Source organism: Ideonella flava, assembly GCF_051857595.1.
Taxonomy (GTDB): Bacteria; Pseudomonadota; Gammaproteobacteria; order Burkholderiales; family Burkholderiaceae_C; genus Ideonella.
The window spans coordinates 365626-382505 of the sequence record NZ_JBPZHD010000004.1 but is presented as its reverse complement, the minus strand read 5'-3'; the positions used below and the strand labels follow the sequence as shown (position 1 = coordinate 382505).

Genomic DNA, 16880 nt, shown 5'->3' with positions numbered 1-16880 from the left:
CCTCGTCCGTCATTCCTGACGGCCCCCACGTTCAGTGGACGGCCGCCGGGGATGTGGCATTCAGGCGACGGCGGCCTGCCAGCTGCCGCCCGGCGCCCCGGCCTGTCGCCTCAGCGCACCCACCAGAGGCGGCAGCACTGCCACCTGCTGGACCAGGTCGCGGATGCTCTCCGCTCCCGTCTTGGCGCGGATGTTGGCGATCTGGGTGCGAACCGTGGCGATCTTCACCCCGTGGCGCTCGGCGATCGCGTTGGGGCTGCAGCCTTCGCAAAGCGCGCTCAGGACCTGCTCCTCGCTGGGCGACAGGCGATGCTCCCGCGCATAGCCGTGCACCGACAGGCCGCCGCAGACCTCGCGCCGTCCCAGCACGAGCAGCGTGGCAGGCATGTCCTCGGCCGGCTCGGTGCCCAGCGGCACGATGGCGACGCCGGCGCGCTGCCCGCCATCGCCCAGGGTCAGCAGGCGGCGCAGGCCGCGGAAGGCCGCGGCCTGCAAGGCCTGGTGCAGCGCCATCGCATCCTTGGGCAGGCGCGCGCGCAGCTCGTGACCGGCCAGCTGCAGCGGATGCGACGCGGCCGCCAGACAGGCCCGCGCCGCATGGTTGGCATGGATGACGCGATGCCCTTCTCCCAGCAGCAGCAGGCCATAGTCGACCTCGTCGAGCATCAGCGACATCAGCCGCCCCAGCAGGGCGGCCCCGTGACGGCGCTCGGGACCGCGGTAGCCGAGCGCCTGGCCGATGGCCTGGGCGGGCGACGTCAAGTCGCCAGGACGAACCGGTCGTGCGACCGGGGCCGCGGGAATGCACAGTTCCAGCATGATGAGCCTCCATGACGCTGCGGAGTTCGCTCCTACTCACGCCTGAATGGCGGTGGCGCGTGGTTCCGACGCGTTGCAAAGCTTAGGCATGCCGATTGCTCCGGTGCGGCCACTTTGCCTGTCACCGGCTGTGACAAATTCACCAAGCGGTGACGTTAGCCCCTTGAACTGGGGAGTCAGGTCCCGCCGACGTAGGGATTGCTGCGCCTCTCGACGCCAAAGCTGCTTTCCGGGCCGTGGCCGGGAATGAAGACCGTGTCGTCTCCCATCGGCCACAGGCGCTGGGTGATGCTGGCGATGAGCGTGGCGTGATCGCCGCCCGGGAAATCGGTGCGCCCTATGGAGCCGGCGAACAGCACGTCGCCGACGAAGCAGCGCTTGGCCTCGGGGCTGTGGAACACGACGTGGCCCGGCGTGTGGCCCGGACAGTGCCGCACGTTCAGGCTGCTGCGGCCGATCTGCACCGTGTCGCCGTCCTCCAGCCAGCGGGTGGGCGTGAAGGCTTCGGCCGGCGGGAAGCCGAACATGCGGCTTTGCTGCGGCAGGCCGTCGATCCAGAACTGGTCGCCCGGATGGGGGCCGATGATGGGCAGCGCCAGCTCGCGCGCCAAGGTGCCGGTGCCGCCGGCGTGGTCGATGTGGGCGTGCGTGAGCCACAAGGCCTTGAGCGTCAGCCCGCGCTCGGCCACCGCCGCCTTCAGCCGTTCGACCTCGCCGCCGGGGTCGACCAGCGCCGCCTCGTTCGTCTCGTCGCACCAGACGAGCGAGCAGTTCTGCTGGAACGGGGTGACGGGGATGGTGTGATAGCGCAGCATGCTTGTCGGTTCCTACTTTCTGGTGCGGGCGCGGGTGGAGGGGGCCGCCTGCCCGCCTCGGCGAGCAATGCGATCACCCGCCGGGTTGCTGGTGACAGGTAGCCGCTCTCGCGGTAGGTGGCGACCAGCCGGCGCCGCATCGTGGTCTCCTTCAAGCGTACCTCGCGCAGCAGGGCACCAGGCCGGTCGGGCAGCAGGTGGTGGCGCGAGACGAAGCTGAGCAGCCCCGTCTCGGCGATGAGCGCCGGCAGGGTCAGGGGCATGCTGCTCTCGACCTGCACCTGCGGGCGCGGCAGCCCCCGGCGATCGAAGGTGTGGTCGAGCCAGTCGCGCGTCGGCGCGCCGGGCGGCTGCAACTCGAAGCGCATGCGGCGCGCCCACGTGAGCATCGACTGGCCCGCCGGCGTGAGGCGGATGCCGCGTCCGGCCCGCCCGAACAGAGCCGCCTGGCAATCCTCCTCGAGGCGGCGGATGGCGCTGGTCAGCGCGGACTGGGTGCGGTGCAGGCGCTCGGCCGCCCGGCCCACGTGCTCCAGCTCCGCAATGACCTCGAATCAGCGAAGGTCGCGCAGGTCCATACCCAAAGTCGAATTGATGAATCGGCAGAAATTATGAATTGGATCTTTGGAATGGGGCGGCGAATACTGGCGTCCATGGAAGGGTACGGATGCCTTCCCACACACCGGAGACAACATGCCGCTTTCGACCCGCCGCCACTTCATCGCACTCTCGCTTCTCGCCGCCACCGCGGCGGCAGCGGCGCAGAGCTACCCCTCCAAGGCCATTCGCGTCGTGGTGCCGTTTCCTCCGGGCGGTGGCACGGACATCATTGCCCGCGAGGTCTCGCAGAAGGTCGCCAGCACCAACGGCTGGACCTTCGTGATCGACAACAAGCCGGGCGCCGGCGGCAACCTCGGCGTGGATGCGGTGGCCAAGTCGCCCGCGGACGGCTACACCCTGGTGCTGGGCCAGACCAGCAACCTGGCGATCAACCCGACGCTGTACTCGAAGCTGCCCTACGACCCGGTGAAGGACCTGGTGCCCGTGACGCTGGCGGCCACGGCGCCGCTGGTGATCGTGGTCGCCGCCACCTCGCCCTTCAAGACGCTGGCCGAGCTGGTGGCGGCGGCCAAGGCCAAGCCGGGGCAGGTCAACTTCGCCTCGCCCGGCAATGGCACCGTCGCCCACCTCACCGGCGAGCAGTTCCAGAAGGCGGCCGCCGTCAAGTTCCAGCACGTGCCCTACAAGGGCGCCAACCAGGCGCTGACGGACGTGATCAGCGGCACCGTCGACCTCTACGTGTCTTCCGTGCCTTCGGTCATCCAGCAGATCCGCACCGGCAAGCTGCGGGCGCTGGCCGTCACCTCGGCCAAGCGGGTCGACGACCTGCCGCAGACGCCCACCGTGGGCGAGTCGGGCTACCAGGGCTTCGATGCCACGACCTGGTTCGGCTTCCTCGCGCCGGCCGGCACGCCCAAGGACGTGGTGGCCAGGCTCAATGCCGAGTTCAACAAGGCGCTGCAGCAGCCTGACCTGCGCAAGCGCCTGGGCGACGAAGGCGCAGACCCGGCCGGAGGCACGCCGGAGCAGTTCGCTGCCCTGATCCGCGACGACATCGTGCGCTGGGGCAAGACCGTCAAGGAATCCGGCGCCAAGGTCGACTGACCGCCCCGCTCTTCGCTCACCCCCTCCCCCTACAGGACACCGACCGTCATGATCGTCGTCGACGGCAAGGGCGACCTGGGCAGCGCGCTGATGGGCGAGATCATGTGCCAGCAGGCCGTCGCGCTGGGCGTGGCGGCGGTGGTGATCGACGGCGCGGTCCGCGACAGCGAGGCCATCCGGGCGCTGGGCTTCCCGATGTTCGCCGCCGGCCTGAATCCCAACGGCCCGACGAAGTTCGTACCGGGGCGCGTCAATCACCCGATCTCGGTGGGTGGCGTCACCGTGGCGGGCGCCGGCCTCGACAGCTTCGCGGTCGAGCCCATGACGGCACCGCATCCCTTCCACGGCGAGCCGCGCATCGTCCTCAGCCCGCACATCGGCAGCGTGACCGGCGATGCCTACGTGAAGATGGGCGTCGCCGCCGCGCGCAATGCGCTGGCCGTCCTGAACGGCTGAATCACGTCTCGGCGAAGCGTGCCTGGAAAGCGCGCTGCCGCTCGGGCCAACCCTGCAGCGATGCCGCGAGCCGGGCGGCTTCTCCGGCAGCGAGCCGCGCCTGTTCGCCGGCATCGTCCGGGCGGCCGGCGCCTTGCAGAGCCCGGGCCAGCGCCTGCCGCAATACCAACCCCTCGAGCGCCGGCAGCCGATCGTCCGACAGCTCGGCCCGCGCCCGTGCGAGATCGCGTGGCAAAGCAGCGCCATGGGCCTGCTGCTGCGCCTGCAGCCGAAGCGCCAGCATCAGCGCCCAGACCTCCTGCGTCGGCGCGCCATCGAACGAAGCCAGCGTGTCCAGCGCCTGCTGCGGCTGGCCGAGCGCGAGCTGCGCCTGCGCGCGCACCCGCTGCATCGCCGCGAAGTCCTCGGCCGGCACCGGGTCGCCCGAGGCCTGGACCTCCTCCAGGCGTGCGAGTGCGCGGGCCGGCTCGCCGGCCTCCACCTCGACCCAGGCGCGGTGGCTGACCACGCGAGGCCACAGGTGGTGCACCTCGCGCGCATGGGTGAGCGCCAGCGCCTGGTCGGTCAATTCGGACGCGGTGGCCAGGTCCCCGAGGTGCAGGTGGAGGCCCACCACCAGCACTGCCGAGCCGATCCGCCAGTACACCGAGTTCAGGCTCGCGGCTCTCTCGCGAACGCGCGCGGCGTCGGCCAACGCATCGCCCAGTTCGCCCAGCAGGTAGTTGCAGTAGTAGAAGCCGTGCAGGAAGGCGCACTCGGCGATCGGGCTCTCGAAGCCGGGCGCCGCCTGCCAGCCCTCTTCCAGCAGCGTCAGAGCGCTGTCGGCATCGCCCCGGTCGGTGATGACCTTGACGAGGTTGAGCACCGCCGTGCGGTGACCCTGCACATCGTGCAGCGCCATCGAGCGTGCACGGGCTTCCCGCAGCGCGGCCTCGGCCTCGTCGGCGCGTCCCATGTTGAGCAGGAAGGCGCCGCGCCGGCCCGCCATGTGCGCCGCGCCCAGCGCCTGGCCGGCCTGCTCGTACAAGGCCATCGCCTCTTCGGCGACGGCCAGCCCGTCGGCGAAGGTGGCACGGTGGAAGTGGCCCAGCACCTGGCCGGCCAGGATCTCGGCGCGCACCGCGGGAGCGTCGGCCGGCACCGCCTCGAGCGCGATCCTGGAAACCTCCGCCGCCTCGGGCAGCCGGCCCGCCCCCACCATAGCCTGGGCCTTGACCATCAGCGCCCGGGCCCGCTCGGCACCTTGGGGCGCGTCGGCACGGGCCAGCAATTCGTCGATCAGCGCCATCGCCGCTTCCGGCAGGTCGTTCTCCTGGCAGCAGCGCGCCCGCACGCGTAGCGCCCGCTGCAGCAGGGGCGCATCTGCCAGCGCGCGAGCCTCGTCCAGCGCCGCGGCGCTTTCGGCCAGCGCCTGTGCGCCCTCGCCGAGCTGAAGCAGGAGCGCGACGCGCTCCAGCCCGATGTGGACCTGCTCGGCAGCGCCCGGCCCGTTGCGCCGGGCGCGGGCCAGGTGCGCGAGCGCGTCGCGCGGCGCATGCACGGCCACCGCCGCCTTCGCCGCGCGCAGGCGCCAGGCCAGCGCATCGCGCTGGGCGGCCGGCAAGTTCACGCCGGCCAGAGGGGCCAGTTCGCAGGCGCCTTCCAGGTGCAACGCCACCTCGGCCGCGTTGTGGTCGGCTTGTGCACCGTACAGCGCCTGCAGCGAACCGGCGGCCTGCAGGTGCATCTGCAAGCGCTGGGCGGGCGACACGCGCTCGTAGAACACGCGGCGATGCAGGGCATGGCGGAAGGCGAAACGCGCAGCCAGCGTGCCGTCGGGCAACGTAGCCAGGCCGGCGCTGCGCAGCCACTCGGCCCGCCGTGCCATGCCCTCGCAGCGGGCTCGCAGGACAGCGGCGTCCTGCTCCATCAGGGCCGCCAGCAAGGGGTGGATGAACTCCAGGCCCAACACCGCCGCGGCCTCGAGCAGGGCGCGCAGCTCGCCGGGCAGCCGCGCGATCTGTCGCTCGATCACGCCGCTGAGGGTGTCCGGCACCTGGAGGCTTGCCAGCAGCGCCGCGGGATCGGCCATCGCGCCGGCTTCGGTTTCGAAGGCGCCGCTGTCGACCAGGACGTCGACCAGATTCGCCACGAACAATGGCAGGCCCTCTGTGTGGGCGTGCAGCTGGCGCGCGAGCGCCTCGTGCCGGGCCGGGACCGCATCACCCAGTCGCTCGTGCAGGTAGCGGTCCACCTCATGCTCGGTGAAGGGGTCGAGCGACAGCTCGGTGCAGAGCTTGTGCAGGCGCAGCTCCTGGCGCAGGGCCTGCATGGGATGCTCGTTCAGCGCCGCATCGATCGGGCGGTAGCTCGCCACGAGCATCACGCGGGCCGGGCCGCGGCGCCGGGCCAGGTACCCCAGCAGGTTCACCGTCGCGTGGTCGCTCCAGTGCAGGTCCTCGATCAGCACCACCAGCGGGCGGGCCGGCGTCACCGCGTCGAGCAATGCACCGAACTCGCGCAGCATGCGGTCCTGCACCGCGCCGGCCAGCTCGTGCCGCAGCGAGGCCTCGTCGCCGGAGGGCACGAGCCAGGGCAACTGTGCCAGCCAGGTCGGCGCAACCTGGCGCAGGGCGGCGACCCACGGCGCCCCGGCCGACCCGCGCGAAAGCTCGGCCAGCGCGTCCAGCACCGGCAGGTAGGGCTCGCCACCGCCGACCTGCTCTATGCACTGTCCGATGGCGACCCAGGCGCCCGCCGCCTGCGCCCGCGAGGCCAGGTGGCGCAGCAGCGCGCTCTTGCCGATGCCGGCCTCGCCGCCCACCACCACGGTCTGCCGGGTGCCGGCCAGTGCGGCCGAAAACAGCTCGTCCAGCCGGGCCAGGGCCGCTTCGCGTCCGACCAGGGCGTCCTCGCCGGCCGGGAGCACCTCCGGCACGAGCGGCGGCGCGAAAGTCTCCACCGGGGCCACCGCGCCCGCGACCAGGTCAGTCCCCTGCACCAGCCTGGCGACGAAGCGGTAGCCGCGCCGCGACACCGTCTCGACATAGCGCGGCGCCCGCGAATCGTCGCCCAGCACCGTTCGGATGGTGCTGACCGCCGTCTTGAGCACCGACTCGCTGACGAAGCGCCGGCCCCACACGGCATCCAGCAGCTCGTCCTTGGTCACCAGCTCGCCCGGCCGGGCGGCCAGATGACACAGGACCGCAAAGGCCTTGGGGGGCAGCTCCAGCTCGCGTGTGCCCTCGGTGAGTCGGGCATTGCGCGGGTCCAGCCGGAAGGTGCCGAAGACGAGCGGCGCTGCGCCTTCTGGCGAGTCCCTCGACGCCGAAGCCTGCACTGCGCGGCCCTCCGACAAGACGAAAACAAGACGGTTCCGGAATGACCTGGACGCCCGGCGTTCCTACAGTTCAGACCAGCCGCCCCACAGAAATGAGCGGCTGCCAGCATAAAGGACTCGCCGTCATGGACAATCCCCTCGACACCGTACCGCCGTACCCCCACGCGCTCAGCTTCGTGGTCCGGCTGCACAGGAGCGCGAGCCCGTCCGGCGCCGCGCTCCCGGGCCGCCTGGTGCATCTGGCCACCGGCCGGCAGGTCGACTTCAAGGACTTCAGCGGCCTGCAGGCCGCCCTTCAGTCGGCCGTCGAACGAATCCTCACCCCTCTGGAATAGATCCGGCCTGGCCGGGCCGCCCAGCCCGGGGTGCTCTTGCTTGTGCCATTCAGCCCGCTTCTTGCATGGGCGATCCATCTTCAACACGTCTTCCCGGAGAAAACACCATGATCAAGTCCATCGCCACCGCCTTCGCCGCCCTGCTGCTCAGCGCCTCCGCGCTCGCCCAGTCCAGCTCGGTGCCCGTGAAGGATTTCGACGTCTACGTGGACACGCCCACCGGCTTCGTCTTCGTCAAGCTGCCCGCCGGCTGGAAGTTCGTGGCCCGCCTCGACGAGGCCGAGATGAACCGCCTGCCGGGCACGGTGCTGACCAGCCTGCTGCTGCCCGACTCCGACGCCCCGATGGTGGCCCGCCAGGGCGGCGAGACGGTCAAGCCCTGATCGGCCCGAGGATCATTCGTTCAGGCGACGGATGCCGGGAGGGCCGCCTGCCCGGCGCTGATCCGCCGTTCGTCCCCTTTATGCTCGCCGGTTTCGCCCGAGAGACCGACGACGATGAAACGCTGGCAGGCCGATGCCCTGCTCCTGCTGGTGGCCGCCATCTGGGGCCTGGCCTTCGTCCCCCAGAGCTGGGGCATGAAGGACCTGGGGCCGATGGCCTTCACCGGCCTGCGCTTCGCGCTGGGCGCGCTGGTGGTGGCCCCGCTGGCCTGGCGCGAATCGCGTCGGCGCCGGCACGAGGCGGCGACGCCGGCGGCCCTCGGCGGCCCGCCGCGCTGGGTGTTGCTGGTCTCCCTCGGGGCGCTGATCTTCCTGGGCGCGGCGCTGCAGCAGATCGGGCTGGTGACCACCAGCGTCACGAACGCCAGCTTCCTCACGGCGCTGTACGTCCCGGCCGTCCCGCTGCTGGCCTGGCTGGTCTTCGGTCGCCGGCCGCATCCGGTCGTCTGGCCCTGCGCGCTGGGTTGCCTGGCTGGCACGTGGCTGCTCACCGGCGCGCAACCCGTCGAGATGGTGGTGGGCGACTGGTGGGTGATCGCGAGCAGCCTGTTCTGGGCGCTGCACGTGGTGCTCATCGGCCGGGCGGCCAACCGGCTGGGAGCTCCCTACACCGTGGCGTGCGCGCAGTTCGTCGTCTGCGCCGCCCTCAGCCTGCTGTTGGCGGCCTGGATCGAGCCGCCGATCGACTGGTCGGCCATGCAGGCCGCCGCCGGCGCGATTGCCTATACCGGGCTGGTCTCGGTGGGAGTGGGCTACACCGCGCAGGTGGTGGCCCAGCGCCACACCCATGAGGCGGATGCGGCGCTGCTGCTTTCGAGCGAGACGGTGTTCGCAGCCTTCTTCGGCGCCTGGCTGGCCGGCGACCGCCTGTCGCCTGCGGGCTGGGCCGGCTGCGGGCTGATCCTGGGCTGCATCCTGGCGGCGCAGGCGGTGCCGCTGCTGCTTCGCCGCGGTGGCCCCGCCCCGGTCGCCGGCGGGCTGCCCCTGGACGGCTGATCTCCCCGAGGACCTACGCCACCAGGCGGCGTCGGGCCGGCTCAGAGCTCGAAGTCGTAGTCGATAGACAGCGGCGCATGGTCGGAGAAGCGCTTGTCCAGGTAGATGTGCTCGCTCTTCGCATGCGCCGCGACACCGGGCGTGGCCAGGTGGTAATCCAGGCGCCAGCCGACGTTCTTGGCCCAGGCCTGGCCACGGTTGCTCCACCAGGTGTATTGCTCTTCCTTGTCGTTCAGGCGGCGGAAGACGTCGACCATGCCGGCCTCCTCCAGCAGGCGGGTCATCCAGGCGCGCTCCTCGGGCAGGAAGCCGGAGTTCTTCCGGTTGCCCTTCCAGTTCTTGAGGTCGATCTCCTTGTGGGCGATGTTCACGTCGCCCACCAGGATGAACTCGCGCTTTCCCCTGAGCGACAGCAGGTGCGGATAGATCACCTCGAGGAAGCGGAACTTGGCCGCCTGCCGCTCCTCGCCCGACGAGCCGCTGGGGAAGTAGCAGCTGATGATGCTCAGCGGCCGGCCCGGCTTGTCGAAGCGCACCTCGACATAGCGGCCCTCGTCGTCGAACTCGGGCTCGCCCAGGCCGACGATCACGTCGCTGGGCGCATGCCGCGTGTACACGCCGACGCCCGAATAGCCCTTCTTCTGCGCGAAGTGGAAGTGCCCGTCCATGTCGGCCACCCGCTCGAAGCGGCCGGCCACGTCGGCGTGCTGGGCCTTGACCTCCTGCACCCCCATACAATCGGCGCGGGCCTGTTCCGCCCACTCGACGAACCCCTTGGCCGCTGCCGAGCGGATGCCGTTGAGATTGAGCGTGACGAGGCGGAATCCCATTCGTGAAATCGTCCTTCGGTGCAAGACATGGCCCTTAACGAGTCGCCGGACCCGCTGGCGCAGGAATTCGTGAAGTTCTCGGTGGAGGCGGGGGTGCTGCGCTTCGGGGACTTCAAGACCAAGGCCGGCCGACAGTCGCCCTACTTCTTCAACACCGGCCTGTTCGACGACGGCGCGAAGCTCGCGAAGCTGGGCGAATTCTATGCACGCCGCCTGATCGCCTCGGGCCTCGAATTCGACATGCTCTTCGGCCCGGCCTACAAGGGCATCACCCTGGCCGCCGCGGTGGCCATCGGCCTGGCCCGCGAGGGCCGCAACCTGCCCTACGCCTACAACCGCAAGGAAGCCAAGGACCACGGCGAGGGCGGCACGCTCGTCGGCGCCCCGGTCAAGGGCCGGGTGCTGATCATCGACGACGTGATCACCGACGGCGCCTCCAAGCGCGAGGCGGCGGAGGTGATCCGGGCCGCCGGCGCCACGCCGGTCGGCGTGGCCATCACCATGGACAGGCAGGAGCGCGCCAGCGACGCCGGCGGCGACACCCGATCGGGTGTCCAGTACGTCGAGCAGGATCTCGGCCTGAAGGTCGTCGCCATCGCCACCCTGGCCGACCTGATGCAGTTCCTGGCCGGCACCGAGGACCCGGCCCTCAAGGCCAATACCGAGCGCGTCGCGGCCTACCGCGCACGCTACGGCGTGTGAGCAGGTTCATGCGCATCGCGGCGGCGCTCGGGCTGGCGGCGGTGGCCGCGGCCGGCTGGGCGGCCACCAGCAAGCCAGGCCAGTCGCCGGGCTCCACGTCGATCTACAGCTGCGTCGATGCGCAGGGCCATCGCCTCAGCTCCGACCGGCCCATCCCCGAATGCCTCGGCCAGGACCAGCGCATGCTGAACCGCGACGGCACCCTCAAGGCCGTCGTCCCGCCGGCGCAGAGCACCGAGGAGAAGGAACGCCAGGAGGCCGCCAGGCGCCAGGCCGAGCAGCTGCGTCTGGCCCGCGAGGCCGAAGCCAAGCGCGATCGCGCGCTGCTGGCGCGCTATCCGGACCAGGCCAGCCATGACGAAGCGCGCCGCCGGGCGCTGGAGCAGGCGAACCGGCAGATCGACATCGCCCAGCGCCGCCTGCAGGAACTCGACGTGGACACGCAGGCCCTGGCGCAGGAGCGGGAGTCGATCACCACGAAGACGGTGCCGGGGGCGCTTCGCGCCCGCATCGCCGCCAACGAGGGCGCGGTCGAGGCGCAGAAAACCATCCTGCGCGACCAGCAGGCCGAGCACGTGCGCATCAACCAGCAGTTCGACGCCGAGCTCGCCCGCCTGCGCGCGCTGTGGGCCGGCGCGGCTCCCGGCCGCATGGGCCCGATCCCCGGCCCCTCCGCCAGGCCGGCGTCCGTCCCCTAGTCTTTCAGCCGAGGAGTCCCCTTCGATGTCTCGATTTCGCCTGGCCGCCCTGGCCGCCGCGCCGCTGGCCGCGTTCGCCTGCGCTGGCGCCCTGGCCGCCCCGGCGGACTACGACTGCGAGGGCGGCTCCACGCTGACAGCGGACTTCTCCCCCCGCTCGGCCCAGCTGCGCTACGAAGGCCAGCACTGGACGTTGCAACGTGTGAGAGAGGCCCGCGAGGCGCGCTACGTGTCGGCGCGCACGGGGGTGTCCATCACCCTGCTGAAGAGCCAGGCGACGCTGGAACGCAAGGGCCAGCCGTCGGTGGCCTGCAAGCTGGTCGTGCGAGCGCTGCGGCCCGACGCGCTCGGTGTCGTCGCGCCGGCGCCCGCGAGCACGGCCACCCGCTGACGGGCGGATTCACCGCCCGGCCCGCCGCAGCGGGCCGATTCCAAGCGGCGTGCGGCGCCCATGGCCCAACACGAAGCGCCGCTGCTTGCGCGGGCGCGCTAAGCTAGCCGCCATGCATCGTTCGTCCTTCATCCGGCGGCTTTCGGGCCTGGCCTCGTGCCTGGTCGTTTCGCTGCTGCTGTCCAGCTGCGGGGGCGGTGGCGGGGGATCGAACGACAGCGGCGGCAGCCCCCCCCTGGCGTACGACGACCCGGTGACCTACAGCACCAGCCCCAATGCCTCGCTCGCCAGCGCCACCGAGGCCAGCGCCGTCACGCACCACCAGATCACCCTTGGCGGCCGGGCGCTCGCCTACACCGCCACGGCCGGCCACCTGACGGCCCATGCCCTGGTGGGCGACGCGCCGCTCGCGAGCCTGTTCTACGTGGCCTACACGCTGGACGGCGCCAATCCTGCGACACGGCCCGTCACCGTCTTCTACAACGGCGGCCCCGGCTCGGCCAGCGTCTGGCTGCACCTGGGCTCCTTCGGACCGAAGCGACTGGCCACGGGTGCGCCCAGCACGTCGCCCACCAGGCCGTTCCCGCTGGTCGACAACGCCGAATCGCTGCTCGACGAATCCGATCTCGTCTTCATCGATGCCGTGGGCACGGGGCTGTCCGAAGCCATTGCGCCGCAGAGCAACCGCAGTTTCTGGGGCGTGGATGCCGACGCGGATCTCTTCCGCGATGCGATCCGCCGCTGGCAGGCGCTCAACAGCCGCTCCGCCTCGCCGCTTTTCCTGTTCGGCGAGAGCTACGGCACGCTGCGCAGCGCGGTGCTCGCCGAGCGGCTCGAGTCGGCCGGCGTAGCGGTGGCCGGCGTGATCCTGCAATCGTCCATCCTCAACTACAACAGCAACTGCGGCGTCTTCTCGCCGGGCACGGTGGATTGCACCGGCTACCTGCCCAGCTACTCCGCGGTCGGCGCCTGGTTCAGCCTGACCACGCCGGTCCCTGACGACCTCGGCGCCTTCCTGGGCGAGATGCGCGATTTCGCCGAGACCAGCTACCACCCGGCGGTGGTCGACTGGCTTACCGCCGGCACCCCGCCGACATCGGAGCTGCTGAATTCGCTGCAGACGAACACCGGCGAGGCGGTCTCGCAATGGCAGGCCCAGTTCAGCCTCGGGCCGGATCTCTTCCAGCGCACGCTCAAGCCGGGCGAGATCACCGGCCGCTACGACGCCCGCATGGCCGTGCCCAACGGCAGCCCGCTGGCCCGCGAAGGCGACCCGTCGTCGACCGTGATCAGCGGCGAGTTCGAAACGGCCATCAACGACTACCTGCCCGCGGTGCTGGGTTACGGCACCCGCAGCCACTACGTCACCGTGAGCGACGCCATCAGCTACTGGGACTTCGGCCACGACGGCCAGGAACTGCCCGATGCAGTGCCGGACCTGGCCGCGGCGATGGCCATCAACCCGGACCTGAAGGTGCTGTCGGTGGCCGGGGTGGACGACCTGGCCACGCCGTTCTACCAGACCGAGCGCGACCTGGCACGCCTGCCGGACCTCGCCTCGCGCTTCACCGTGCGCGCCTACCTCGGTGGCCACATGACCTATCTGGACGACGGGTCGCGCGCTGTCGAAAAGGCCGACCTGGCGGCCTTCTACCAGGCCGCGGCCGCCGCGGCGGCGCGCGCCGCCAGAAGAGGAGCCGCGCGATGAGACGGCTGCTGCAAGCGTTCTGCCTGGCCATGACCGCCGGGCTCTTTGCCGCCCCGGCACTGGCCCAGGCAGTGCTGCGCGACCCGGCGATCCCCGAGTCCCTGCGCCACGTGACGCCGTCAGCCGAGACGCGCGGCGAGGCCCTGCAGGCGCAGGTCCAGGCCAAGCTGCGAGCACGGTTCGAAGCGGCCGACACCACCGGCGCCGGCGACATCAGCCGGGCTCAAGCCGAAGCCGCCGGCCTGGGATACGTCGCCAGGCATTTCGACGAGATCGACGCCAGCCGCCACGGCAGCGTGAGCTGGACCCAGGTGCAAGCCTGGCTGGCCCAGCGGCAGCGAAGCCGCTAGGGCCGGTCAGGCGCTCAGCCGCGCCTTCAGCAACTCGCCGGCCTGCGCCGGATTGGCCTTGCCCTTGCTCGCCTTCATCACCTGGCCGACCAGGGCGTTGAAGGCCTTGTCCTTGCCGGCCTTGTATTCCTCGACCGACCGCGCATTGGCGGCGATCACCTCGTCGACGATCTTCTCCAGCGCGCCGAGGTCGTTCATCGGCTTCAGGCCCTTGGCCTCGATGATCGCATCGACATCCGTGCCTTCGCCGCTCCACAGCGCCGAGAACACCTGCTTGCCGGCGTTGTTCGGGATGGTGCCGTCCTGGATGCGCTGGATCAGCTTGCCCAGCGTGGCCGGCGCCACCGGCGCCTCGCCGATCTCGCGGTCCTCGCTGTTCAGTCGCTTGCTCACCTCGCCCATCAGCCAGTTGGCGACCAGCTTGGGCGCCTTGCTCGCATCGCGCGCCTCCTCGTAATAGCGGGCGAAGGCGAGGCTCTGGGCCATCATCGTGGCGTCGTACTCGGGCAGGCCGTCGGCCAGCATGAAACGCTCGGCCATGGCGCCAGGCAGCTCGGGCATGGCGGCCTGCACGGCGGCGACCCACTCGGGCGCGATCACCAGCGGCGGCAGGTCCGGATCAGGGAAGTAGCGGTAGTCGTGCGCGTCTTCCTTGGTCCGCATCATGCGGGTCGCCCCGCGGCCGCCGTTGGCGTCGGGATTGAACAGCACCGTGGCCTGCTGGATCTCGCGGCCGTCCTCGATCTCGTCGATTTGCCACTGCACCTCGGCCTCGATGGCCAGCTGCAGGAATCGGAAGCTGTTGAGGTTCTTGATCTCGCGCCGCGTGCCGTAGGGCGCGCCGGGCCTGCGTACCGAGACGTTGGCGTCGCAGCGGAAGGACCCTTCCTGCATGTTGCCGTCGCAGATGCCCAGCCACACGACCAGGCCGTGCAGGGCCTTGGCATAGGCGACCGCTTCGGCGGCCGAGCGCATGTCGGGCTCGGTGACGATCTCCAGCAGCGGCGTGCCCGCCCGGTTCAGGTCGATGCCCGACGCGCCCGGTGTCTCCAGCCCTTCGTGCATGGACTTGCCGGCGTCCTCCTCCAGGTGGGCGCGCGTCAGGTGCACCGTCTTGGCCTGATCGCCGACGAAGAAATGCACCGTGCCGCCCTGGACCACCGGGATCTCGTACTGGCTGATCTGGTAGCCCTTGGGCAGGTCGGGGTAGAAGTAGTTCTTGCGGGCGAAGATGGACTGCGGCGCCACCTTGGCGCCCACGGCCAGGCCGAAGCGGATGGCCCGCTCGACCGCCCCGCGGTTGATCACCGGCAGCGTGCCCGGCAAAGCCAGGTCGACCGGGCAGGCCTGGGTGTTGGGCTCGGCGCCGAAGCGGGTGGAGGCGCCGGAGAAGATCTTCGACGCGGTGGACAGTTGGGCGTGCGTCTCGAGGCCGATCACGACCTCGTAGCCGCGGATGAGTTGAGGGCTGCTCATGGCTGGCGTGTGTGGAAGTCCGTGGCCTGCTGGAAGGCGTGGGCGGCCTGGAGCAACTGGCCCTCGGCGAAATAGTTCCCCAGCAGCTGCAGCCCGACCGGCATGCCATGCTCGCCGAAGCCCGCGGGCACGCTCATGCCGGGCAGGCCGGCCAGGCTGCCGGGCAGGGTGAAGATGTCGGCGAGGTAGGCCTTGACCGGGTCGTCGCCCTGCTCGCCCAGCTTCCACGCCACCGTGGGCGCCACCGGGCCGGCGATCAGGTCGCACTCGCGGAAGCAGGCCTGGAAGTCGTCGGCGATCATGCGGCGCAGCTTCTGGGCCTGCAGGTAGTAGGCGTCGTAGTAGCCGTGGCTCAGCACGTAAGTGCCGATCATGATGCGGCGCTTGACCTCGGGGCCGAAGGCTTCCGAGCGCGTCTTCTTGTACATGTCGAGCAGGTCGATGTACTGCTTCGCGCGATGGCCGTAGCGCACGCCATCGAAGCGGCTCAGGTTCGAGCTCGCCTCGGCCGGGGCGATGATGTAGTACACCGGGATGGACAGCTCGGTGCGCGGCAGGCTCACATCCACCAGCGTGGCGCCGAGCTTCTCGTACTCGGCCAGCGCGGCGCGCAGGGCGCCGTTGACGTCGGCGGCGAGGGCGGCCGGGAAGAACTCCTTCGGCAGGCCGATGCGCAGGCCCTGCAGCGGCTTCGCAGCCGCCGCTCCTTCGCGGGGCTTCAGCATCTGCGCATGGAAGTCCTGCGGCGGGCGCTGCACGCTGGTCGAATCGCGCTCGTCGAAGCCGCTCATGGCCGACAGCAGCAGCGCGCAATCCTCGGCCGAGCGGGCCATGGGGCCGGCCTGGTCGAGGCTCGAGGCGAAGGCGATCATCCCGTAGCGCGAACACACACCGTAGGTCGGCTTGATACCGGTGATGCCGGTGAAGCTGGCCGGCTGGCGGATCGAGCCCCCCGTGTCGGTGCCGGTCGCTGCCGGCACGAGACGCGCTGCCACCGCCGCCGCCGAGCCGCCGGAAGAGCCGCCGGGCACGCGCGTCGCATCCCACGGGTTCTTCACCGGCCCGAAGGCCGAGTTCTCGTTGGCCGAGCCCATGGCGAACTCGTCGCAGTTGAGCTTGCCGAGCGAGACGACGCCGGCGGCCGCCAGGCGCGCCACCACCGTCGCATCGAAGGGGCTGGCGTAGCCTTCGAGCATCTTCGAGCCGGCCGTCGAGGGCTGGCCGCGGGTGACGAAGATGTCCTTGTGCGCGATCGGCACGCCGGTGAGCGGGCTGGCCTGGCCGGCGGCACGGGCGGCGTCGGCCAATTGGGCGGCCGCGCGGGCGCCGTCTGCATCGAGGTGCAGGAAGGCGCCAAGGGATCGGTGGTCGGCGATGCGGCCGAGCAGGTGGTCGACCAGCTCGACGCTGGACACCTGCTTGTCCGCCAGGGCGCGGCTCAGCGCGGCGACGCCCAGGTCGTGAAGCGCGGCCCTCATTCGATCACCTTCGGCACGAGGAACAGACCGTCTTCCAGCGAGGGCGCGCTGGCCTGGTTGGCCTCGCGCTCGTTGCCCTCGGTGACCACGTCTTCGCGCAGCCGCAGCTGCACGGCCTGCACGGCCGACAGTGGCGTGTACAGCGGCTCTACGCCGGCGGTGTCGACCGCGCTCATCTGCTCGACGATGCGAAAGAAGCCGTTCAGGTCGCCGAGCATCGCTTGGGCTTCGGCGGGCGAGAGTTCGAGTCGCGCCAAATGGGCGATTCGGCTCACGTCCTCGGGGGTGAGTGCCATGGGTGATTCTTGGGTTGTGCGCGCCGATCGCCAGGCGCGCGGCAGGCCCGCCGCGAAGGGCGCCCCCGGGCAAATTTCGGGGTGCCGCCCCACGAAAGGCCCA

General features: G+C 70.8%; 17 protein-coding genes and 1 pseudogene. 10 read left to right on the top strand and 8 right to left on the bottom strand.

The features are described 5' to 3' along the window. Positions 1 to 60: 60 nt before the first annotated feature. The 3 genes from ACS5PM_RS10855 to ACS5PM_RS10845 all read right to left on the bottom strand — a co-directional run bounded on the left by ACS5PM_RS10855 (position 61) and on the right by ACS5PM_RS10845 (position 2179). Positions 61 to 819 (bottom strand): helix-turn-helix transcriptional regulator, encoded by a 759-nt coding sequence (locus ACS5PM_RS10855; RefSeq protein WP_439387626.1) that lies wholly within the window; start codon positions 817 to 819, stop codon positions 61 to 63. 176 nt (positions 820 to 995) lie between these two features. Then, complete coding sequence (locus tag ACS5PM_RS10850; protein WP_439387625.1) at positions 996 to 1634, bottom strand: MBL fold metallo-hydrolase; 639 nt, start codon at positions 1632 to 1634, stop codon at positions 996 to 998. Beyond that, positions 1517 to 2179 carry a LysR family transcriptional regulator gene (locus ACS5PM_RS10845; RefSeq protein ID WP_439387778.1) on the bottom strand — a complete coding sequence of 221 codons (663 nt, stop codon included), beginning with the start codon at positions 2177 to 2179 and terminating at the stop codon, positions 1517 to 1519. The genes ACS5PM_RS10850 and ACS5PM_RS10845 overlap by 118 nt, the downstream gene beginning before the upstream one ends. A gap of 148 nt (positions 2180 to 2327) precedes the next feature. Here ACS5PM_RS10845 and ACS5PM_RS10840 point away from each other — a divergent pair, with 148 nt between their 5' ends. Then, positions 2328 to 3299 (top strand): Bug family tripartite tricarboxylate transporter substrate binding protein, encoded by a 972-nt coding sequence (locus ACS5PM_RS10840; protein ID WP_439387624.1) that lies wholly within the window; start codon positions 2328 to 2330, stop codon positions 3297 to 3299. A 48-nt stretch (positions 3300 to 3347) separates the two neighbouring features. Continuing rightward, a pseudogene (locus ACS5PM_RS10835) lies at positions 3348 to 3755 on the top strand (RraA family protein); the annotation flags it as partial. A 1-nt stretch (position 3756) separates the two neighbouring features. On the opposite strand, the gene ACS5PM_RS10830 reads toward ACS5PM_RS10835, so the two are convergent. Further along, on the bottom strand, positions 3757 to 7074 hold the full coding sequence (locus ACS5PM_RS10830) for an AAA family ATPase (RefSeq protein ID WP_439387623.1): 3318 nt from the start codon (positions 7072 to 7074) through the stop codon (positions 3757 to 3759). Between the two features lie 125 nt (positions 7075 to 7199). Between ACS5PM_RS10830 and ACS5PM_RS10825 the strand changes: the two genes are divergently transcribed. The 3 genes from ACS5PM_RS10825 (at position 7200) to ACS5PM_RS10815 (ending at position 8848) form a co-directional block, all read left to right on the top strand. Further along, positions 7200 to 7409: a hypothetical protein gene (locus tag ACS5PM_RS10825; RefSeq protein WP_439387622.1), complete on the top strand. Its 210-nt coding sequence runs from the start codon at positions 7200 to 7202 to the stop codon at positions 7407 to 7409. Positions 7410 to 7516: 107 nt separating this feature from the next. Continuing rightward, positions 7517 to 7792: a hypothetical protein gene (locus ACS5PM_RS10820; RefSeq protein ID WP_439387621.1), complete on the top strand. Its 276-nt coding sequence runs from the start codon at positions 7517 to 7519 to the stop codon at positions 7790 to 7792. A gap of 114 nt (positions 7793 to 7906) precedes the next feature. Beyond that, positions 7907 to 8848, top strand: coding sequence for a DMT family transporter (locus tag ACS5PM_RS10815; protein ID WP_439387620.1), 942 nt, complete (start codon positions 7907 to 7909; stop codon positions 8846 to 8848). 41 nt (positions 8849 to 8889) lie between these two features. On the opposite strand, the gene ACS5PM_RS10810 is transcribed toward ACS5PM_RS10815, so the two are convergent. Next, positions 8890 to 9678: an exodeoxyribonuclease III gene (locus tag ACS5PM_RS10810; protein ID WP_439387619.1), complete on the bottom strand. Its 789-nt coding sequence runs from the start codon at positions 9676 to 9678 to the stop codon at positions 8890 to 8892. 27 nt (positions 9679 to 9705) lie between these two features. Here ACS5PM_RS10810 and pyrE point away from each other — a divergent pair, with 27 nt between their 5' ends. The 5 genes from pyrE (at position 9706) to ACS5PM_RS10785 (ending at position 13527) form a co-directional block, all read left to right on the top strand. Further along, positions 9706 to 10380 carry an orotate phosphoribosyltransferase gene (gene pyrE, locus ACS5PM_RS10805; RefSeq protein WP_439387618.1) on the top strand — a complete coding sequence of 225 codons (675 nt, stop codon included), beginning with the start codon at positions 9706 to 9708 and terminating at the stop codon, positions 10378 to 10380. Between the two features lie 8 nt (positions 10381 to 10388). Next, a complete protein-coding gene (locus tag ACS5PM_RS10800) occupies positions 10389 to 11078 on the top strand; it encodes a hypothetical protein (RefSeq protein ID WP_439387617.1) in 690 nt (229 codons plus the stop codon). A gap of 25 nt (positions 11079 to 11103) precedes the next feature. Next, a complete protein-coding gene (locus ACS5PM_RS10795; protein WP_439387616.1) occupies positions 11104 to 11469 on the top strand; it encodes an MliC family protein in 366 nt (121 codons plus the stop codon). Between the two features lie 112 nt (positions 11470 to 11581). Continuing rightward, positions 11582 to 13177, top strand: coding sequence for a S10 family peptidase (locus ACS5PM_RS10790; RefSeq protein WP_439387615.1), 1596 nt, complete (start codon positions 11582 to 11584; stop codon positions 13175 to 13177). Beyond that, a complete protein-coding gene (locus ACS5PM_RS10785) occupies positions 13174 to 13527 on the top strand; it encodes an EF-hand domain-containing protein (RefSeq protein WP_439387614.1) in 354 nt (117 codons plus the stop codon). Before ACS5PM_RS10790 ends, ACS5PM_RS10785 begins: the two co-directional genes overlap by 4 nt. A gap of 6 nt (positions 13528 to 13533) precedes the next feature. On the opposite strand, the gene gatB is transcribed toward ACS5PM_RS10785, so the two are convergent. From gatB to gatC, 3 genes are read right to left on the bottom strand one after another with little or no spacing between them, the layout of a single operon-like run. Then, on the bottom strand, positions 13534 to 15003 hold the full coding sequence (gene gatB / locus ACS5PM_RS10780) for an Asp-tRNA(Asn)/Glu-tRNA(Gln) amidotransferase subunit GatB (protein WP_439387613.1): 1470 nt from the start codon (positions 15001 to 15003) through the stop codon (positions 13534 to 13536). Further along, positions 15000 to 16481, bottom strand: a complete 1482-nt coding sequence (gene gatA, locus ACS5PM_RS10775; protein WP_439387612.1) for an Asp-tRNA(Asn)/Glu-tRNA(Gln) amidotransferase subunit GatA — start codon at positions 16479 to 16481, stop codon at positions 15000 to 15002. Before gatA ends, gatB begins: the two co-directional genes overlap by 4 nt. After that, positions 16478 to 16777, bottom strand: a complete 300-nt coding sequence (gatC, locus tag ACS5PM_RS10770) for an Asp-tRNA(Asn)/Glu-tRNA(Gln) amidotransferase subunit GatC (RefSeq protein ID WP_439387611.1) — start codon at positions 16775 to 16777, stop codon at positions 16478 to 16480. Before gatC ends, gatA begins: the two co-directional genes overlap by 4 nt. Between the last annotated feature and the right edge of the window lie 103 nt (positions 16778 to 16880).

What these genes read in the sequence shown, in the direction of transcription:
- ACS5PM_RS10855 (WP_439387626.1), bottom strand. Translation starts at nt 819, where the DNA reads ATGCTGGAACTGTGCATTCCCGCGGCCCCGGTCGCACGACCGGTTCGT.
- ACS5PM_RS10850 (WP_439387625.1), bottom strand. Translation starts at nt 1,634, where the DNA reads ATGCTGCGCTATCACACCATCCCCGTCACCCCGTTCCAGCAGAACTGC.
- ACS5PM_RS10840 (WP_439387624.1), top strand. Translation starts at nt 2,328, where the DNA reads ATGCCGCTTTCGACCCGCCGCCACTTCATCGCACTCTCGCTTCTCGCC.
- ACS5PM_RS10825 (WP_439387622.1), top strand. Translation starts at nt 7,200, where the DNA reads ATGGACAATCCCCTCGACACCGTACCGCCGTACCCCCACGCGCTCAGC.
- ACS5PM_RS10820 (WP_439387621.1), top strand. Translation starts at nt 7,517, where the DNA reads ATGATCAAGTCCATCGCCACCGCCTTCGCCGCCCTGCTGCTCAGCGCC.
- ACS5PM_RS10815 (WP_439387620.1), top strand. Translation starts at nt 7,907, where the DNA reads ATGAAACGCTGGCAGGCCGATGCCCTGCTCCTGCTGGTGGCCGCCATC.
- ACS5PM_RS10810 (WP_439387619.1), bottom strand. Translation starts at nt 9,678, where the DNA reads ATGGGATTCCGCCTCGTCACGCTCAATCTCAACGGCATCCGCTCGGCA.
- pyrE (WP_439387618.1), top strand. Translation starts at nt 9,706, where the DNA reads ATGGCCCTTAACGAGTCGCCGGACCCGCTGGCGCAGGAATTCGTGAAG.
- ACS5PM_RS10800 (WP_439387617.1), top strand. Translation starts at nt 10,389, where the DNA reads ATGCGCATCGCGGCGGCGCTCGGGCTGGCGGCGGTGGCCGCGGCCGGC.
- ACS5PM_RS10795 (WP_439387616.1), top strand. Translation starts at nt 11,104, where the DNA reads ATGTCTCGATTTCGCCTGGCCGCCCTGGCCGCCGCGCCGCTGGCCGCG.
- ACS5PM_RS10790 (WP_439387615.1), top strand. Translation starts at nt 11,582, where the DNA reads ATGCATCGTTCGTCCTTCATCCGGCGGCTTTCGGGCCTGGCCTCGTGC.
- ACS5PM_RS10785 (WP_439387614.1), top strand. Translation starts at nt 13,174, where the DNA reads ATGAGACGGCTGCTGCAAGCGTTCTGCCTGGCCATGACCGCCGGGCTC.
- gatB (WP_439387613.1), bottom strand. Translation starts at nt 15,003, where the DNA reads ATGAGCAGCCCTCAACTCATCCGCGGCTACGAGGTCGTGATCGGCCTC.
- gatA (WP_439387612.1), bottom strand. Translation starts at nt 16,481, where the DNA reads ATGAGGGCCGCGCTTCACGACCTGGGCGTCGCCGCGCTGAGCCGCGCC.
- gatC (WP_439387611.1), bottom strand. Translation starts at nt 16,777, where the DNA reads ATGGCACTCACCCCCGAGGACGTGAGCCGAATCGCCCATTTGGCGCGA.